Annotated in this window: 16 protein-coding genes; 8 read left to right on the top strand and 8 right to left on the bottom strand. The window is 37.2% G+C overall.

The window, feature by feature from the left end:
* Position 1: 1 nt before the first annotated feature.
* Entirely contained in the window at positions 2-3,391 is a 3,390-nt protein-coding gene (locus tag AB3I00_RS08265; RefSeq protein WP_070769905.1) for a SpaA isopeptide-forming pilin-related protein, read from the bottom strand.
* A 244-nt stretch (positions 3,392-3,635) separates the two neighbouring features.
* On the opposite strand from AB3I00_RS08265, the gene AB3I00_RS08260 reads away from it, so the two are divergent.
* A complete protein-coding gene (locus AB3I00_RS08260) occupies positions 3,636-5,027 on the top strand; it encodes a helix-turn-helix domain-containing protein (RefSeq protein WP_070704600.1) in 1,392 nt (463 codons plus the stop codon).
* A 209-nt stretch (positions 5,028-5,236) separates the two neighbouring features.
* On the opposite strand, the gene AB3I00_RS08255 is transcribed toward AB3I00_RS08260, so the two are convergent.
* Genes AB3I00_RS08255 through AB3I00_RS08245 form a run of 3 tightly spaced genes read right to left on the bottom strand, consistent with a single transcriptional unit; the run spans position 5,237 to position 8,496 of the window.
* The gene (locus tag AB3I00_RS08255) at positions 5,237-7,075 is read right to left on the bottom strand and encodes a carbohydrate-binding domain-containing protein (protein ID WP_070769906.1); all 1,839 of its coding nucleotides are present in this window, start codon (positions 7,073-7,075) and stop codon (positions 5,237-5,239) included.
* Positions 7,076-7,097: 22 nt separating this feature from the next.
* Entirely contained in the window at positions 7,098-7,772 is a 675-nt protein-coding gene (locus tag AB3I00_RS08250; RefSeq protein WP_070769907.1) for a DUF4956 domain-containing protein, read from the bottom strand.
* A complete protein-coding gene (locus tag AB3I00_RS08245) occupies positions 7,762-8,496 on the bottom strand; it encodes a polyphosphate polymerase domain-containing protein (protein WP_002290387.1) in 735 nt (244 codons plus the stop codon). Before AB3I00_RS08245 ends, AB3I00_RS08250 begins: the two co-directional genes overlap by 11 nt.
* A 158-nt stretch (positions 8,497-8,654) precedes the next feature.
* Between AB3I00_RS08245 and AB3I00_RS08240 the strand changes: the two genes are divergently transcribed.
* Together AB3I00_RS08240 and AB3I00_RS08235 are read left to right on the top strand one after the other, a co-directional pair.
* On the top strand, positions 8,655-9,329 hold the full coding sequence (locus AB3I00_RS08240; RefSeq protein ID WP_086286024.1) for a response regulator transcription factor: 675 nt from the start codon (positions 8,655-8,657) through the stop codon (positions 9,327-9,329).
* A gap of 4 nt (positions 9,330-9,333) precedes the next feature.
* Positions 9,334-10,674 carry a cell wall metabolism sensor histidine kinase WalK gene (locus AB3I00_RS08235; RefSeq protein WP_002290385.1) on the top strand — a complete coding sequence of 447 codons (1,341 nt, stop codon included), beginning with the start codon at positions 9,334-9,336 and terminating at the stop codon, positions 10,672-10,674.
* Between the two features lie 199 nt (positions 10,675-10,873).
* Here the strand turns inward: AB3I00_RS08235 and AB3I00_RS08230 are convergent, their stop codons facing one another.
* From AB3I00_RS08230 to AB3I00_RS08215, 4 genes are all read right to left on the bottom strand, one after another.
* On the bottom strand, positions 10,874-11,860 hold the full coding sequence (locus AB3I00_RS08230) for a DUF2382 domain-containing protein (protein ID WP_002292433.1): 987 nt from the start codon (positions 11,858-11,860) through the stop codon (positions 10,874-10,876).
* A 242-nt stretch (positions 11,861-12,102) separates the two neighbouring features.
* Complete coding sequence (locus AB3I00_RS08225) at positions 12,103-12,480, bottom strand: hypothetical protein (RefSeq protein ID WP_368025038.1); 378 nt, start codon at positions 12,478-12,480, stop codon at positions 12,103-12,105.
* A gap of 16 nt (positions 12,481-12,496) precedes the next feature.
* A complete protein-coding gene (locus AB3I00_RS08220) occupies positions 12,497-13,423 on the bottom strand; it encodes a phosphodiester glycosidase family protein (RefSeq protein ID WP_002292435.1) in 927 nt (308 codons plus the stop codon).
* Positions 13,424-13,435: 12 nt separating this feature from the next.
* The gene (locus AB3I00_RS08215; protein WP_002292436.1) at positions 13,436-14,467 is read right to left on the bottom strand and encodes a GtrA family protein; all 1,032 of its coding nucleotides are present in this window, start codon (positions 14,465-14,467) and stop codon (positions 13,436-13,438) included.
* Positions 14,468-14,678: 211 nt separating this feature from the next.
* Between AB3I00_RS08215 and AB3I00_RS08210 the strand changes: the two genes are divergently transcribed.
* From AB3I00_RS08210 to AB3I00_RS08190, 5 genes are all read left to right on the top strand, one after another.
* The gene (locus AB3I00_RS08210; protein WP_002292437.1) at positions 14,679-15,710 is read left to right on the top strand and encodes a tyrosine-type recombinase/integrase; all 1,032 of its coding nucleotides are present in this window, start codon (positions 14,679-14,681) and stop codon (positions 15,708-15,710) included.
* 103 nt (positions 15,711-15,813) lie between these two features.
* Positions 15,814-17,346: an AMP-binding protein gene (locus AB3I00_RS08205; protein ID WP_368025037.1), complete on the top strand. Its 1,533-nt coding sequence runs from the start codon at positions 15,814-15,816 to the stop codon at positions 17,344-17,346.
* Between the two features lie 268 nt (positions 17,347-17,614).
* On the top strand, positions 17,615-18,427 hold the full coding sequence (locus AB3I00_RS08200) for a hydroxymethylpyrimidine/phosphomethylpyrimidine kinase (protein ID WP_002315008.1): 813 nt from the start codon (positions 17,615-17,617) through the stop codon (positions 18,425-18,427).
* Entirely contained in the window at positions 18,417-18,902 is a 486-nt protein-coding gene (locus AB3I00_RS08195) for an ECF transporter S component (protein ID WP_002290784.1), read from the top strand. Before AB3I00_RS08200 ends, AB3I00_RS08195 begins: the two co-directional genes overlap by 11 nt.
* A gap of 21 nt (positions 18,903-18,923) precedes the next feature.
* Complete coding sequence (locus tag AB3I00_RS08190) at positions 18,924-19,469, top strand: TIGR01440 family protein (protein ID WP_002290783.1); 546 nt, start codon at positions 18,924-18,926, stop codon at positions 19,467-19,469.

Raw genomic sequence — 19,469 nt, 5'->3', positions numbered from 1 at the left:
ATTAGCTGCCCCCTCTTTCTTTTTTGAAAAAAAGATACCAAATAGAAAATGTACAACCAATCATCCCTACTAGATAGATTCCTAAGCGGCCAATTCCTCCCGTATCAGGTAATGGTACTTTTGCCTGATTCGTGATGTCTAAAGAAATCTGGTTGTTTTTGGCTCCTGGTGAAAGAACAGACTCATACTCTTGTCCATCCACTTGAATCGATCCATCTTCTTTTATGATGATAGTAACTGGATCTTTTAGTCCTTGGTATCCTTCTGGTGTAAAGGTTTCGGTCAGCTTATAAGTTCCAGGTTTTAAATTTTCGAATAGAAAGGTGTCCGTTTCTTGTCCATCTTTTGGCAATTCTAAGTCCATTTCTGGTCCTTGCAGTCTGAATTTGGCTCCTTTTAATGCCTGTCCGTTGTCTTCCTTTTTGTGTACTGTCAGGTCAAACGCTTTTAATCGATTTTGATGTGTGAGCGTCCACATGCCATTCGTTGTCTCGGTGTTTTTCCCCGTGTAAATAATCTTTCCATATTTGTCGATTTGGAATTCATAATTTCCCGGCGAAGTATCATATCCGGCAGGACCAGCTGTTTCAACGACTCGATATTCTCCAGGTGTGAGTGAATCAAAAATGGCAAGACCTTTTTCATTCGTTGTTTGGCTGTCCATTGGCTGATAAGCACCGTTTGCTTCTTTTTTCTGTAGGGCAAAAGCTGCACCTTTAAGATTCATCTCTTTGCCCGTCCCTTGCATCGTATACTTACGTACTGCTATAGGAATTTCAACAAAAGGATTTTCAATGGTCAACTGGATCGTATCATCGGAAGTAGTGACTGTTTTTCCATCAATGGTTACCGTACCATCAGAAGCAATCTTGATTTCCCAAGTAGTCTTCTTGCTTAATTCATGACCTTCTGGAGCTTTTGTTTCTGTCAGTGTATAAGTCATTTCTTTTTGCAATTTGACATTTTCCGGAAGAGAATAGGTCCCATCACCATTATCAGTTAGTAAAGTATCAATAGAATCTCCTGTTAATTTGAAAACAGCGCCAATGAGATCCTTTTCTCCTGTAGAGGAATTTTTCGTTATTTTTAAGTCTAACGGTGTGAATTGTTTAGTATTCTTCCATGTCAGTGCATCTATTTGTTGAGAATCATATCCTGGTACAGGTAGTTCTTTGATTGTTTGGTAACTGAATGCTTGACCTTGATTATTATATTGAGGCAGTGATAGTATCTCGTGATAACTTTCTCCACTATTTGCAGAGAGTTTGTCGACGTCTGCACGTTCCCACGAATTTGCAGTATCTTTAGCTGGTTTAGTGATGCGGATATATCCGTTTTTCCAAGCTGCAGCATCTGTTGTATGGTTCCGTTGGATTTCAAAAGTGACTTGATCTGGACGATTAGCTGGATTATTGTCAAATTCTTCCCATAATTTTTTGATGTGAAGATTGACTCCGGGAGCTTTAGCAGATGGTATACCGAATTCAGCTAATTCGTCAGTGTCAATACTTGGTTGGAAAGTCGTCCTACCGTTCATTTGATACCAGAAATTCGGGTGGAAGTCCTCATTTTCTGTCTGGATCCTCACTTGGTAATGAATTTGGATTTCTTGGTCTTTTCCTAAATAAATCTGATTGCTCTTGATCGTATTTCCATCTATAGAAATAGTTGGAGTAACTGTTGTAGGGTTTGTTCCCACGCTTTTGACTGAAAGTGTACCAGGTTGATAAATAAATGGTTCTGCGATTGGATCATTTATTTGTCCATTACTTACAGTTGCAGAGATCTGTACAGCTTTTTTAGCCAGATATTCAGAGATATCTGTTGCATGATCGGCTGATTCATAATAAAGGTCACCTTTTTCATCTGCTGAAACCATTTGCCGCATACGAGACTCTACTTCTGCTTTAGATAGACCAGCTGCTGGATCGCTTTGAAGTTGGATACCAAGACCATGTATCTCGATTCCTCGTTCTTTAAGCGCCATCGCTTCTCCGATGGTTGCGATAAATGTGCTGTCTATTCTTCTGGATTGGTTGTTTTGGTCAGGTGCATAATAGCTTCTTGCAATTCGAGAAGTATTTCCCGGCTGATCTTGAGTATTGGAAAACTGGGTACCGTAATAATCGTTGCTTGGTTGTGCGTGTACTCGCTGTACTTTATAGGAAAATGTCGGTACACCATCCGTCAGCAAGACGATCACTTTTTTATGTCCGTTTGGAACGGATAGCATGTCTCCTGCATCTCTTAGTCCTTTTTGTGTAAAAGTACCGCCATTTGTCCATGAAGGTGTGATGGATTTTACTTGATTCTTTACTGAATCAAATGAACCCATCTGCACAGTACCGTTACTGTAGTTATAGCCATCACTGGAGTAGCCGACATATCCCATATTGATTTTGTCTGTGATACCGCTATCTGCTAAAGTATCGACAAAACGATCGACACCAATTTTTACTTCACCGATCCGATCATTGTCGTTCATACTTCCTGACCAGTCTACGACCAATACGAGATCAAGAGGTGTGATATCTTTTTGTACATTTCCACGGGCATTCAAATAAACATCAAACAATCCAGGTGTAGTTGTCTCCTTTGCAAACTTACGTATCGCATAGTCTGCTTGATTGCCTGTTCCCCCGTATTCGATATACGAATGAGTCCGATCATTAGGATCTCCATCCCAAGAATTTATCCCATCCCATTGATTTGATCCATTTTTATTACCTTGGTGATCAAGAACATTTGTATTTCCTGTAGGTTGCCAATTGGCTTTAGGATAAGTGCCTTGATCATCCGTCGTATACTCTGTAGGGATCGTCTGGTTAGCTGAAACAGTCATAGTTGGCAAAGACAATGTAGGCAATGTAAAGGGACTGACAGAATTTTCATTTTCTTCTGATATTCCTTCTTTTGTTTCGTCTGTATTTGGTGTTGACACTTCTGTCTCTTTCTTGTGTTCTGTCGCATCAGTAATGTCATACTCTTTATTATCGACGATCAGCTTATTTGTCTGGCTGTGATAAAGTGTTGGATCGATTGGAAGACTTAGATTGATCGTTTGTTTAGTGTTTGGAGAGATTTCCAGCGTGGTTTTCCCGCTTTTTACCTGATAAGCATAGCCATCTCCTTCCTTTCTTTCCACATCGCTTAAGTAATTCTCAACTAGACCAATTTCTTTCTCTACCTTTTCTGTACTGTTGTTATTCGCATTTAGTTTGACGTTCAGTGCTTTTTTCCCAGATTGATCTGAAGTGATTTCAGCTGAAATGATTTCTAACATCGTTGGATTATCTGTAGCTTCTGCTGTTGCAGTTACAGGCAGAATGTTCGATAAACTCAATAATATCAGCACAAAAACAACTTTCAGCTTCTTCCCTGTGGTCGTCATTTTTCCCCTCCTTTTTATTTTTTTCTGTTTTGACGTGAATAGTGATGATTATTAAAATAAATAAACGTATTTATTCTAATATGATAATTATTATACGAAGGGCACTAGAGGGAATCACACCAATTTTCATACCAATTGGTTTCATTTATGACGTTGATTCCTTTGATTAATGAGCGTTTCATTAAAGAAAAGGGTTGAGGGAGAAAAACATATGATCAGGTTGCTGGAAGGAAACTATAGAAAGATGGAAAAAATCATTCGGATTCTATCCATTTCTGACAAGTGGATGACTAAAAAAGAACTTGCCAAACGAATCGGTAGTTCGGAATCTACGTTTGTAAGGTATATCGAAGAAATCAAAATCCGCTGGGGAACGGATGTAACGATTCAGTCTTCACAAAAATTGGGGTATCGACTTGAACATTTGAATGTACCGGCTTATTTAAATGTGCTAATGGAAATGTCACAAAGTTCTACAAATAGTCGTCTATTAAATGAAATCATTGTCAATCCGGGTAAAACGATCGAGTATTATTGTGAAAAAATCTCGATTAGTCGTTCTTCTTTTACGCGTAAGTTGAAACAATGCAATCAAATTTTAGAAAGCTATTTATTAAAAGTAATCGTCGACCAAGGGTTTCAGTTGACTAGCCTGAAAAGTGAGCTCCAGCTGCGTATCTTTGTCACCTTTTTCTTTTTAAGCTACTATGGAAGACGGACTTTGCCATTTCCAATCGAAAAAAAGAAGATCAAAGAAATTATGTCAAAGAACAATTGTCAGTTGAATTTATTTCAAGAAGAAAGTCCTTATGAGCAATCTTTCTTTATTATGTATTTTGTTGTGCATCTTATGCGGGAATCACAAGGAAATCCATTCGAATGGAAAGCTGGAGACCCATATGTAAAGTTGATAAATATAGATAAAAAAGACTTTTTGATCTTGAAAAATCTTTTAGGGAAATTGAAGTACAGCAGCTATATAAAAGTAGTGAACTATTTTGTCAATACGATTTTTTCGGAATTTTCGGAGAAAGAAAAAAATGAAATCAGTGAACAGATACGAAAAAATATATCCTACTGTTCATTTTCATCTGCTGATTGCAAAGAAAAAAACGAAGAATTTGTTGTTCGACTCTTAACTCAAATTTATTTTTTCTCACGTATTTTTCCATACGATACGACTCATTTGACGATCCGTGCCACTTTCTTTGCGGAACAGATGCAACATCGCCATATACGTCTATATGCTGGATTTCGTGCAGAACTTCAATTTTATTCCACCCTACTGAATCGAAATTTGATTTATTATTTATCTAGCTATATATTTTGGATGCTTATCGGTAATCCTGAAATACACCATTATACTTCCGATAAAAAAATACTGATCGTCAGTGACTTAAGTCTTCGACATAGTCGATACATTGAAGAATATGTCAGTGATGTTCTTGCTGTGCATAAGATTCACTCTGAAACAACTGCTATCACTGAAGATCAACTTTCGAAATACAATCTTCTTGAGTATGACCTGATCGTCACGAATCAACCAATTCCGAATACCCATGTTCCTTATATGTTGATTGATGATAGTGTGTCATTCGCAAATGAAGAAGAACTGATCCGCTTATTTGAGCTATAAACAATCAAAAAACAGCTATGTATACTCTACCATCCTGATAAAAATGTCAGGACAAATAGACATAGCTGTTTCTTTTTATTGGATACCTTTTGCAATCCAACGAGATTTAGGGCGAAAGTATATCAATAGTTATTCTTTCATTTTCAATCATAATTATCTGTTTATGAAACATCTTTTGTTGATTCATAATGTTAGGATCATTTTACTTGTTATCTTCCTCCGGGTCCCGCCATCTGACTCATTGAAATAGTTTCACCTGACTGTGAGACACTTGCTGTGTTTTCCGAGAGTGTAAATGAACCAAGCTCAGTTCCAGTTGTTTCTGATCCGGTATCAAATAACCCATTTTGTGGTTCTGTATTTGCAGTACCACCACTGACAATCGAGTAAGTATCTCCAGTGATCAATTCTTTTGTAGAAATAACAATTGTTTGATAATCTTTTGCGGGTTGATATGTGACCACAGTATCACCGCTGCTATTTTTGATGCTTATCAAAGTACCAGCTGATTGAACCGAATCAAACGTGATTGCAATGGTACCTTGTGTAGAAGAATCGCTAACTGTTTGCGCCATCCCACTTGCACCCGCAGCTACCAGTGAGCCACCGGATACATCAAATGTTCCTCCATAATCCAATGCGCCGTTTCCGCCATTTGTCGGTCCATCAACAGTAACTGTTCCGCCAGACATAGTGATATTTCCGTTACTATCTAATCCATCTCCTTCAGAATTGACTGACAGAGTCCCTCCGCTAATCGTTATTTGTTTGCTGTCATCTGATTCATCTGGAGCTCCGCCAAATGAATCAGCACCAAATTTTCCATTTTCCTGACTTGTGTCATTTCCTCCACCGGCATTTACCCCGTCATCACTGGCTACTATTTTTGTTTGTCCATCTTTGAAGTTAATCACAGCTGATTCTATTCCTTCGTAAGACTGTTGGATGTCAACAACACCTGCACTGATTGTCAATTCATTATCTGCGTGGATACCATCGTCTCCAGTTTTAGCCGTAATTGTACCGCCAGTAAGTTCAAAAGTGTTATTGGAATGGATGCTGTCATCAGCACTGTCTATGGAGTAGGTCCCACTGCTTATTTTTACTTGATTTCCAGCTTTGATTCCTTTGTAACTTTCATTTGTATTTATAGTTTGACTATTTGCCCCATCTGCAGTTTTGATTGTCATCTCAGCGTTTTGTAAAGTTGTATTTGTTTCTGCTTGAATGCCATCTCTTCCGCTACTAATTTCAAAAGTACCACCATCAATTGCTACGTATCCTTTTGTTTCATCTTCTGTATTGTTTGCTTGGATAGCGTCCCCTTCTGTTGTATTCAAGTTATAATTCCCGTTTCGAATAGAAACAGAATCTTTTCCTTTGATAGCATTGTTTTTAGCAGTAACTTCATATGTTCCTGAAACGAGTACAAGATCATCTTTGCTCCTGATTCCATTGCTGTAATTTCCATTGACTTTTAACGTGCCGGTTCCATTAATCGTTAAATCTTCTTTGCTGTATAATGTTGCGTCGGGTTCTGTTTCATTTTCAGCAAAAGAATAATTTTCACCATCTTTTAGATTGTTCGTTTTATTGTCAGCTAATGTTAGGATCACCTTCTCTGCTTGCTGGATATTGACGGCTGATCCGCTTGTATTAGTAATAGAGACACCGTTAAAGATCAAATGGATTTTTGCTTCTTTCGACGCATTGATAACGAGCTGGCCATCAGAAAGCGTTCCACTGAGGACGTATGTTCCTTCTTCTGAGATCGTTACTGTTTCTCCCTCTGCTGTTGCTCCGTTTCCATTGATAACCGGTTCTTCATCTAACGTTATTTTTGTTGCTGAGGTCTCATCGTATTCTGTTGATAAATCTTCTTCCTCGTACTTCCCATAGTAATTAGCTAACTCTTCCGATGTACTATTACTTGTTTGAGACGATGAGTTACTTGTTTCGGTATTACTCGTTTTGTTGCTAGATGATGATTGTGAACAAGAAGCAAGAAACAAGCTTGCAAGGAGCATTGTATAAATTGTTTTTTTCATCTAGTATCCTCACCTTTCAATGTTACAATTCATCGCGATTTGTAGCGACTTTTCCTAATACGACAGGCAGATTTCCATTCCTAACACGAACTCGATCAATCAATTCTTTTTCTTTTCCTTGGTCTTTCATCAGAATAACGTAGCGTAGTTCATATAAACTTCCCATTGTTGTTGTTCTCACAGAAGATAAATGATTGGTATAAGTATATTCTTCAAATATATCTGTAAATAATTCTGGGTAATCTAAATCCTCTGGTATTGTTATTTTTAATTCTCGTTCGGCAATTTTTTCTCTGCTTCCAAAAGGTGATAAATATAGAAACAATAAAAATAAAGCTACAATAACAGAAAATAACACAACATAAACTACGTATCCCATTCCAGTAGCGATCCCGATACCCATTGACCAAAAAATACTGGTAATTTCACGAGAACCACCTGCAACAGAGCGGAAACGAATTAAGCTGAAGGCGCCTACTACTGCTAAACCAGTGCCAAGGTTACCATTAACTAGCATAATGACAGATTGAACAAGCACCGGTAAAACAGCTAAAGTTACGACGAAGCTTTTAGTATAAACATTTCGCTGCATATGGATAAATGCAACTAATAATCCTAAAACTAATGAGACAAAGATACACAAAAGCAAATCGGTAAACTGAATGGTTGTTCCTGATTCAAACAGACTAGATAGCATGGATTTCTTCCTCCTTATGTTGAACAAATAGATGTCTTTTGTACGTTTCTGCATATTTTGAGAAACTGCTTTTTCGTACTGTAAATTTATTTAACAGTTCAACAAACCATAATGGATAAGCCCCCATTGCCTTTACTTCCATTAGCACACCAAGTTCAGGTGCAACTAGCTGTCCGCCACTTCCTTTTTTTAAATCAAGACAGGTATCTCGAAAACGAATTTTCTGATCAAAGGTCACTCGGAATTCTACTTCTTCGTCAGTGAACAAAGATATTCTGTCATAAGAGATCAATACTTGTGGAGTCAAATCTGGGTGCTGCTTGAACAACCAAAAGATCTCTTCGTTGATTTGATTACTGTCTACGTTGTTTCTTAAATAAAAATCTTTACTTTTCAACCAACATTCGTATGTTGAGTAATCCACAGGCAGCCTTCTTTTATAGACAATCCCATTTACTTTCTTTTTGATTTCCAAGAATATAGTACTCTCTTCGCTAGGGATTCCGTAGCTTCTTACTCTGAATTTTTCTTTGTATATTGGTTTATCCATCGAATGCTGAATAAACTGAAAATCTTTCGTATCATAATACAGAGACATAATTGTATGAAGCCCGTATTCGTCTATTGCCATCTTTTTTTCAAGTTGCTCGAAAAAAAGAGGAAATTGCTGTTCGGTCAATAAATATTTGTTTTCTTTTCTTTGAAATACTTTTTTTAGTTTCATGTTTTCTCCCCTTTACTGTTTGGTGATTATAACAACGAGTCTATGTAAACAAACTTAAATTCTCCTTAATTTAATAGATAAGTGGATTCTTTGATTATTTAAGCCAATTTTATGCTATCCATGTTAAACTAAAGTGACCAAATGAATGAGGTGGGAAAATGATTAAACTATTAGTAGTAGAAGACGATAAGGTATTATCCAATAATATAAAAGAAATACTCACAACAATTGGTGAGATAACACAAGTTTATAACGGTAGTGAAGGACTGTTTGAGTTGGAAAGCGGTGTTTATGACCTTGCAATCTTGGATTTGATGATGCCGGAAATGAATGGTTATGAAGTCCTAGCAAAGTTACGGAAAGAAAAAATACAGACTCCTGTATTGATTTTGACAGCAAAAGATAGTTTGGAAGATAAGATTGAAGGATTTGAACGTGGTGCAGATGATTATCTGACAAAACCGTTCTATCGAGAAGAATTGATCATGCGCGTGAAAGCATTATTGAAACGATCGCTTGGTCTCTTTGATGAAAACATTCTGAAGTATAAGGATATCAGTTGTGATCTAAAAAGTAATGAAGTATTGTATAAAGAACAAGTTTTGCCCATACAAGGAAAAGAGTTTGAATTACTCGTTTATTTTTTACAAAATAAAGGAATCATTTTGACAAAAGAGCAGATATTTGATCGGATCTGGGGATTTGATTCTGATACGACGATTACAGTTGTTGAAGTTTACATGAGCAATTTACGGAAACATCTACGCAGTACTGGACTAGATAAAGAAATCAAAACTTTACGTAATGTTGGTTATATATTGCAAGGGGTGTGATGCAATGAATGGAGATATTACACGCAAGCAGCGTAGCCGTTTTTTTGCAACGAATGTAGCTGCATTTGCTTTGATCTTTTTTCTTCTGGGGTTTATTACTTTACAGATATTGAACCAATCTGCGTATAGAGAAACGGATCTTTCATTAGAGAAAACAGATTTTGATTCTCGGACAGTACAATTAGAGATACAAAGGTATCAGCAAGGTGATCCCTTTTTGAACCCGAATCAAATGGAACAAAACAGAACAAACATGGAACAACCATTGATGGAACCATCAAATGACCGATTTAACACTCAAGTGATCTTGTGGTCTGAAAATGGTGAGATATTGAATAAGGCAGCTATTGGTGGACGCTTCAATCAGATCAAAGAATTAAAAATGGATACAAAAAATCTGAATACCATCCAAAATATTGAATTAAATGAAGAAAACGACTCATCTACCCTCTCCTTCCGCTCGATAACGAAAAAAGCAGAGACGAATCAAGTTGGTGTTGCCTATATCCAAATTTTAGAAAATACAAATCAAATCAAAAATTCATTAGCAACTTTTCGCACAATTATGATTTTGTGTATGGTTGTTTTCTGGCTTATCTCAATTGGCATTAGTTATTACTTGTCTAGTCTAAGCATGCGCCCTATCATTCTTTCTTGGAGAAGACAAAAAGAATTTGTCGAAAATGCTTCTCATGAATTACGTACACCGTTAACGATTATTCAAAATAGTTTGGAACATCTGTTTACCAAACCTGATCATACCATCATTGAGGAATCTGAAAGTATTGCTCAAGCATTGTCAGAGACGAGACGGCTCACTGGATTGACTTCAGATCTGCTGACGATTGCCCGAAATGATTCTGATCAGCAGCTACTTTCAAAACAAATGATCAATACACAGGAATATATCGAAAACCTTGTTAAACCATTTCAAGAGATGGCCACCATAGACGGAAAGGAGTTTATCCTTCATAACGAGGCAACATCAGAAGTACCAATTGACGAAAAAAAGATCCATCAAGTTTTGGTTATTTTGCTAGATAATGCCTTAAAATATACGAATCCAAAAGATAAAATTATTTTAGATTCGTCTGTTAACCATAAAGAATGGCTGATTCACGTAAAGAATACTGGCCCTTCTATCAGTGAAGAAGATCAAGTAAGAATCTTTGATCGATTTTATCGGGAAGATCAATCTCGTGCGAAGGAAACTGGCGGTTACGGACTTGGATTGGCGATTGCAAAACAGATAATCGAACAGCACCACGGACAAATTTCTGTATCCAATTATCTTCCACAAGGAGTTGATTTTAAAGTCCAATTACCGTTGAAGCCTAAAAAATAATGCTTAACTCTAAAACATACTAGGAAAAGGGCTGTGACAATAATCTTGTCACAACCCTGTTTTCCGAATAAACGGTGTTCCAGAAGTAGCTTCTTCGAAAATAAGCCGAAATTTCACAAAAATTTGAGAAACAAATTTCGTAAACTCCTTCTTATTTCTTGAAGCTGACCACTTCTGTCACAACCTCTTTAGCTTACGCTTAAGATTTTTTATTGCGGTCTTCAATGTGTACATCACCGCTTGTGTCAATATCCAATTCTTCTCGGCTAACATCTTCTGTCACTTTTTCAACGTCTTCATGTTCTTCTTTATGAATTCCCACTTCTTCACGAACAACTGTATGCTTGCTAACATCTACTTGCTCTTCTTTGATTGGGATAGTGATCGTGTCATCTTCCAAGTTTTCGTCTGTACCCTGTGAAGATGGATCTGTTACTGGTTTGCGCTCGATGACGATTTCTTCACGTTTGACCGGTACTTCTACCGTTTCAGTATCGTTGACCACATGTTTGTGGATGTCGACTTCTCCAGTTGTAACATCATGTGTATTTACATCTAATTTTTCTTCTTTTAGTTGAATCGTATCATCATCTAGATTTGGTTTGCGATCGATGTCTTCCGTCTCTTTTGTACCCATAGAATCAGCTTCGCCAGGTACGTCCATCGGATCAGTTCCTGGTGTCATATTCAGTGGATCTGTTGTATTTTGAAAGCCTGTCGTGCCATCTACGTCCATTGGATCAGTGCCAGTCCCAGTCCCTAGTCCTGTTCCCATTGTGCTTGCTGGGCTAACAGTATCTTGTGTATCCATTGTGTCTTCTGTTGTTTCTGGCTGACGATAGCCTTTTACTGTGATGACAAATTTTCCAGCAGAAATATCTCCTCTATACTGATATAAAGGATCATTTTCTGGCGTAGCCGTCTCAGAATCATAGGTATCAAAAGAAAAAGTGTCTTTTATTCTTTCCCATAAAGAGCGATCTTCTTCGCCATCCATCCGATTCTCGTCTGTTTCAACATCTATGCCGGATAATCCGTCGAATCCTAGTCTAGTTGCTGCTTCATCAGTAGTATAAATAACGATATCATCTCGATCATACCCTTCGTTACGCAACCGTTCGATTACTGATAATGCTTCATCCCTTGTACTGTAGCTACCGATGACTGTTAAATTTTTGTCTTCCATGTAAATTCCTCCTAGCAAATAGATTTATGATTGATATATTTTTACTTATAAATTTATTCTATAGGAGACGATTGATTTCTACAAATATTTAGATTGGAATTAGATTAAAACATTTTAATTGAAATTTTGGAATATCTATGCTAATAGCAAAATATATATCACTAAAATAGTCATTTGTGCATTTATTCCTATAGGAAATTTTTTGAAAAAATTTCTTATATTTTCCATTTATTACGATTGTATTATTTATCCAATCCTTGAATAAGCAAGCTACTTATATAGATAAATAGACTGATTCCTAGTATAATCGTTCCTATCATAGGATAAATTCCTATGTAAGGTGATGAAGCTCCAGCTATTTCTAATATTCCTTTAAGAATTATTCCGACGATATAGCTAGCCAAACCCGTATTGAATAAATTGAAAGCCAGGCGATTTCGAAAAGTATTTAATATTTTTTCGAAAATAAAAAGGAATGCCCCTCCTACCATTGGAATAACCCAGACCCATTTCAGTGCTTGTGAAGTGACCCCGTGGCTAAAATGATGATAAACCAATTGAAAGATGAAAAGAATGACTGAACTAATAAAATAACTATAAAACGTTTTTTTCTTATTCATAATTATACCCCTTTTCTTAACCTATAAAAACGATATCGCTGACAGATCGTTCAGAGTTTCCACTTCCGCCGACTGTTTGATTAATGACTTTTCCATTGAAATAAAGCGTTGTTGACCCTCCACCATCTAAATTATATGCGGTTTTTGCTCCATGATTTTTCAATACAGTTGCTAGTTCGCTGAGACTCAACCCTTGACTATCATCTGTTCGACCTTCTGAAACAACAACGAGATAATGGTTTGTTCCAACTTGAGCAATTGCGGTTCGTGGATTACTTTGCATCGACTGCGACACTTCCTCATCTTCAGAAACAGTGACTTCTCCATCTTCAACTAAAGCAGGACCAAAAGATAAAACTTGTTGTACATCTTCTTCTACTAGCTTTTCAGCAGATGTTTCTGCTTCTTTTATTATTGAGAAATCACCATTTTTATCAATTACTAAGTCTTCTTTTGTTTCATCTTCACTAGGTGTATCACGATATAGTGTGCCATTTCTAAGTACATATCCTGTATCTCTAAAACCATAATAATCTCCGTTTATCGCTAAAATCGCTTGTTGTTCTTGTGCGATCGCAGATGTAGTTTCTTTGATGTTGCGTCCATACGTATTGTTTGCCAAAGCTGTTTTTAAATAGCTAGAATCGCTTACTGTAATATCAGCAACATAAACTGTGGTTTCATCAACACGTTCTGAAGATAATGTGATATTGATATTTTCATCTTGGTAGCTATTATCTGTAATCACTGGTTCAAAAGAACTTGAGTTACTCGTATTTTTTGTGTCTGTTGTCGAAGTGGAAGTCTCATTGGATACCGATTCTACTGCTGCTATTTCCTGAGGCAAAACAAATGTTTTTAATAATATATAACTTGAACTTCCTAACAAGAAAACACTCGATAGACATGCCCACATATATTTTTTTCGTAAAAAATGTTTCATAAAGATTTCCTCCTAACAAAAGACTATGCGTCTTTGAATCGAAAAACTGGCAAAAAACAATAAAATATCCACAACGGCCTTACAAAGCAAAAGCGACTGAATAATAACCGAAAGGATCGACACACCTAGCCAACTTAAAATCAGTTGAAGGAGAAACAGCAAGCTGTATTTATAAAAAGCAGTACGGGCTCTTTGTTTTCTGAACACATAATGTCGATTCATTTGATAATTGAAAATTCCTGATAGTACTCTAGAAAGTACGGTAGCAATCAACAAAGAAGCCATTGTATGATTTCCAATAAAAAATATAATGGAATAGAATAGTCCAATATCCACCAATGAAGAGGAAATCGAGGAAAAAAAGAAACGAATGAACGGACGATAAACAAGATAGGAATCTTGGAATATTCGAAAATGGGAACCTTTATTTCCATCGCTATATATTGTTTTGATAGGGATCGTAGTCATTCGATAGCCGATCTTTGGTAAAACTAGCAGTTGATTGATTTCATATTCAAACCGATTTCCTTCGATTTTGAGCAGTTCAGATAAACTAAAGATAGAAAATCCCCTCAGTCCTGTTTGTGTATCCTGTAAGTGGATACCTGAGGAAAGATAATAAAAACCGCTCGTCATTCGATTCCCGAAATAGCTTCGAAAGGGCGTGTTTTCATACGAAAAATCTCTTACACCCAAAAGGAATTCCTGACCAGCTAATCGATCTACTGCCACTAGCATTTTTTGGATGTCTTCGATTTCATGCTGACCATCACTGTCTGCTGTGACAACGCCAGTAATGTCTGGATAGGAATCAAGTATAACTGAAAAGCCGAATTTTAATGCATATCCCTTGCCTTTGTTGTCAAAGTAGCTGATTTTAGTGATATTAGGATGTTCCATTCGCTGAAACAGTTTTTGATAGGTTTTCCCACTTCCATCATCAACAATGATAATCGGTACGTTTACAGATTGTGCTAATTGATTAATGAAGAATACAGTGTTTTCTGTGGGTTCGTAGATTGGAATTAATAGAATAGCTGACATATACTCACCTGCTTTTATTTGAAATTGTAGTTATTGTTGCAAGTGAAACTTAAGGGCTTCTTAAAAACTAAGAGAATCACCTCTGATTTTGTAAAGACTTTTAAAAGACAGTTACATGGATGTTCGTTATCAAAGCAAGACAAATTCCCTATCGTCATTTGAGGAAATGCGGTAAAATAAAGGAAATGAACAATAACTGGAGGGATTTGTATTGGACAGCAAAACTAGAAAACAACTGCAAGAAAAATTAAAACAACGTACACATTTGCTCCCTTCCGTCTTTCAACAGTTTTTAGAAGAAAATCGTTCTTCTTTATCATTAGGTAGTCGCTATGAATATGCAAAAGATTTCCATTTGTTTACTGATTATTTGAGAAAAGTATTTTCTGAAGAAGTGGATGATCAGCTGATTATCCGTTTAGAAAAACAAGATTATCAGAATTTCTTAGCTAAAATCTATCGACATACTCGTTCGTTCCAAACTACAGCGAACCAAGAAACGGAGCAATTGTTTGAAAATAGCTATTACGGGATTTCGAGGAAGCAATATTCATTAAATCATTTTTTACGATTTTTATATCAAAAAGGACTAATTGAAGAAGAGATCTCTCTTTTGGGTACAAGTTTACCGGAAACGACTAAAGCAGCTCCGCGATATATCGATGCAGAACTTTTCAAAGATTTTGAGCATTTGTTTATCCCGATTGAAGGCTTTCAAACAAGCAGAGAAGCTAGCTTTGAAGAAAAGAATAGACCGAGGAACCTTGCGATTACTGCCATTCTTCTGTATTGCGGATTAAAGATCCATGAAGTAGTAGAACTTAAACGTAAAGATGTATCTTTGACCAAGCAGATTCTTAATCTGAATAGAAAAGAAAACAGATTGAGTAAAGTACCAATACCAAAAGAAGCGATGCCGTTTCTGGAGAACTATTTTAAGTTAACCGCACAAAATACGGACGAAAATTCTTTTGTTTTTCGTTCCTCGCATGATCAACAAATTTCTCCTCGGACTATTCGCCAAATTTTGAGCAAAATCACAGTGTATAAGAATGTATCACCAGAATTATGCCGAAAAACCTATCGCTATTATACCGAACTATATTTAGATGATGCTGACGCGGTAAACTATTTATGCGGTAATCGATACCTATCTTCCCACTCTTTTCAAGAAATCTGGGAAAAAATGGTTGATTTTTCTTATCACGAATTAGCGGCATTCGTTCAGGTTTCTGTCACATAGGAACCTGAACTTTTTTTCACAATAAACTATATTATTGTATAAAGGTTTATGTTACGATTATCTTGAGTTTGTATATTACTTAACAAAAGATAATGGAGTGTGAATGATGGAGACCATAACGTATTCCCCTTTGAATTTATTTACGAATTTTCAAGAAGCCGCAGCTGGCTTTTCCGAGACCCCGATTATCTGTGATCAGCCGCTTTCTGCTTTTCCTGAGTTAGGACTTGAAACAACTTACAAAAAATGCTTTGAAAGTGTGTTAGATCGAGCTTATCAATTGGCCCATCTTGGTGTGAAATCTGGAGACAAAGTCATTATCTATAAGAGTTCCGCTTTTGACACATACCTTCTCGCTGTTTCTGTGTCTTACCTTGGTGCAGTGCCTGTCATGACTTCTTATCATCTACCAACAGCGACAATGGAAGTATTTATCGACCGTTTAGAAGACCCCTTCATTTTATTTGATGATGAGACAAAAAAACGAGTGGGAGAAATTTCAAACGGGACTAAGTCAAAACAGATTCCTATTTTTTATTTACTGGAGCAACCTACTTTTCCTGTTCCCCAATCGTTTTTAGCTAAAAATGAAATTTCTTATATGACCCATACTTCTGGTACAACTGGTATCCCTAAGCTTATTTGTCATTCTGCTCATTCTATGGGTTGGCGAACGAAATGGCAAAAAACTGTTTTTGCAAAAATTTCAGAAAAGAAATTAATCGCTTTTCACATTTCCCCCGTACATTCTAGATTCAATATTGGCATCTCTTCTTTGATGTCCATGGGTTTTCCTATGATGCCTTTAGCAGATGCACAAAGTTCAAAAATTATTCGTATGTTGGAAACCCACCGACCAATCGCATTAGAGACTCATCCGAATAACTTTGTTCAGTGGAGTTTTACTGCTAAAGAACATCCAGAAGCTTTCTCTGGTATCCGTTATTATCACTCTACTTTTGATGCCATAAACAATCAGACAATGGAAACATTTTTGCGAACATCAATAACACAAGATGCGGTATTCCTTCAAGTATATGGCCAAAGTGAATGTGGACCAATGATTCTTAAGGCTCATACACTGGAAAGTTTGAAAACGAGTGATGCAAGAGATATGGGCGTTGGACTGGAAGACATGACAAGCGCTCGGATCACAGATTCAGTTGGGAATGTCCTTCCTGAAAATACAGATGGTCATATACAATTACTGTCTAAAGGACGGGCTTTGACTTATTATAAGGAAGATGCACGGTTCCAGGAAAATGTTTATGGCGATTGGTGGGATAGCGGAGATTACGGATTTATGGATGAGCGTGGTCACCTATTTTTGAAAGATCGGCAAGTAGATTTGATCGAAACGATCAACAGTACATTAGCTATTGAAGACTTTTTATTAGATTCGTTAGATTTTTTGGCAGAAGTAGTGATTGTAAGGGATAAAAATCATTCTCCACAGCCGATTATTGCTTTAGCCCCTGATAAAGAAATGGATTGGAATCGCTGGTGGGAGCAAGTCCATGAACTTCCCCGTTTGAACGCCCCTATCATCCGTGACTTTGATGCAATCCCGCGAACAGCTACAATGAAAGTTCAGCGGCTTCAAATCGAGAAAGAATTAAAAACACAAAACAACTAATCGTTTTTAAGTGGTTGTGAAAAAGCTGTCCTGCATCAAGTAATAAGAACAGCCAAATAAAAGTGGTTCCTCATATTTTGCCGTTTGTTGAGCTAATATCGAGGACCAGCTAATTGAAGACCGTTTATTGGAAAAAGGGAATGTGACACGATTTTTGTCACATTCCCTTTTCGCTTCTTTTGAAAATTGGATGAGATAAAAATATGCCAATTGGCTGTTTTTCTTTTTTGAAAATTTCGTTATACTCTTATTCATGGAGGGAAATGTTATGAAAAGAATCTTGACGATTGGTGGTTCTGATCCATTTGCTGGCGGAGGAATCCAAACAGACTTAAAAACTTTTGAAGATTTTGGTCTATTCGGGCTAAGCGCCCTGACATCTATAGGGGTACTAGATACGAATGGGCGATTTATCTTGGAATCTATTCCTTCAGAATTGCTTGAACGACAGTTGGCTTCAATTGATCAAATGACTACATTAGATGGAATCAAGATCGGGTTATTAAATTCAAGTGAAGCAATCATGGTTGTTCGAGACTTCATAAAAGCAAAACAAAATATCCCAATCATCTTAGACCCTGTTTTGGCATTCAAAGAAACTGAATCTGTGATCAATCAATTGTATATTTCACAGCTCATCGAAGAACTTTTTCCACTTGTTACGATGATTACGCCTAATTTGGCAGAAGCTGCTTTACTTTCTGGTCAAGCTCTCCCCTCTTCGTTGATAGAAATGATCCATCTCGCTAAAGAGCTCACTGCTTCAGGAGCAAAGAAAATTGTAATAAAAGGCGGCACAAGGATGGCTGGCGAACAAGCTGTGGATCTTCTCTATTCAGTTGACCATCAGGAGGTGTTTTCTCAGAAAAAAGTCGACACCCCAACAGTAAATGGTGCCGGTTGTGCCTTTTCTTCTGCAATAACAGCGAATCTTGTATTAGGATTAGATGTTTCAAAAGCCGTAGCAGAAAGTAAAAAATTTGTTGCCCATTGTATTTCCAATGGTGTGCTGATGAATGATCATACGGGAAGCGTCTGGTCTGGCGGTATCCAAAAAGGAGGAACGATAAATGAAAACTAAACAACTAACAATCTATGCGATGCTGATTGCGTTGACCGTTGCACTTTCATTAACTATTTTGATCCCTGTGCCGGCTACGAACGGTTTTGTGACATTATGTGAGGCTGGAATCTATACTGCTTCTTTTCTTTATGGTCCAATGGGTGGATTAGTTGTCGGTGCTTCCAGTGGACTATTAATCGATTTGATTTCAGGGTATCCGCAATGGGCTATTTTTTCATTAGTGATTCACGGATTACAAGGATATGTTGCCGGATCTTTCAGTAAATCTTCTACTCGCATGTGGCTATTTGGTCTTTTTTTAGGAAGCTTAGTTATGATCGTCGGCTATGGTATCGCCGGTTGGATTTTGTATGATTGGCCGGCTGGAGTGGCTTCTATCCCAGGGAATATCTTTCAAAATCTTATCGGTATGGGCCTTGCCTTTCCTATAACTGCAAGTCTTCAACGTATTCAAGCACGGAAGCAATATTAATTGAAAAGAAGGTTTTAGAGAATGAAGTTGTCAGAAAAAGAATTGAAAGTTCAATTGACTGAAATAGTTAATGACGTATTGGCTGAGGCACACTTGAAAAAAGGAGATCTCTTTGTTTTAGGGTGCAGCACAAGCGAAGTCGTCGGTGGACATATTGGAAAAAATTCCAGTGCGGAAGTTGGTCAGTGGATCATTCGTACGTTAAAAGAGCTATTAGATCCTAAAGAAATTGCGTTAGCTGTCCAAGGTTGCGAACATCTGAATCGAGCATTGGTGGTAGAACGAACAGTGGCAGAAGCAAAAAAATTCGAAATCGTCTCTGTTATTCCTGCATTACATGCTGGAGGTGCTTGTTCTGTTGCTGCTTTTGAGCAGTTCAATGATCCTGTCGAAGTAGAGCATGTAATTGGGCAAGCCGGCATCGATATCGGTGACACTTCGATTGGTATGCATATCAAACATGTCCAAGTGCCTGTCAGACCTCGTTTGAAAACCTTGGGACAAGCCCATGTGACAGCCCTTCGCTCTCGTCCTAAATATATCGGTGGTCCTAGAGCAAATTATTAA

It is taken from the genome of Enterococcus sp. C76 (assembly GCF_040886985.1).
In the GTDB taxonomy this organism is placed as follows: Bacteria; Bacillota; Bacilli; order Lactobacillales; family Enterococcaceae; genus Enterococcus_B; species Enterococcus_B lactis.
Note: the sequence above shows the minus strand (reverse complement) of the source record. Positions and strands in the feature narration are given on the sequence as shown.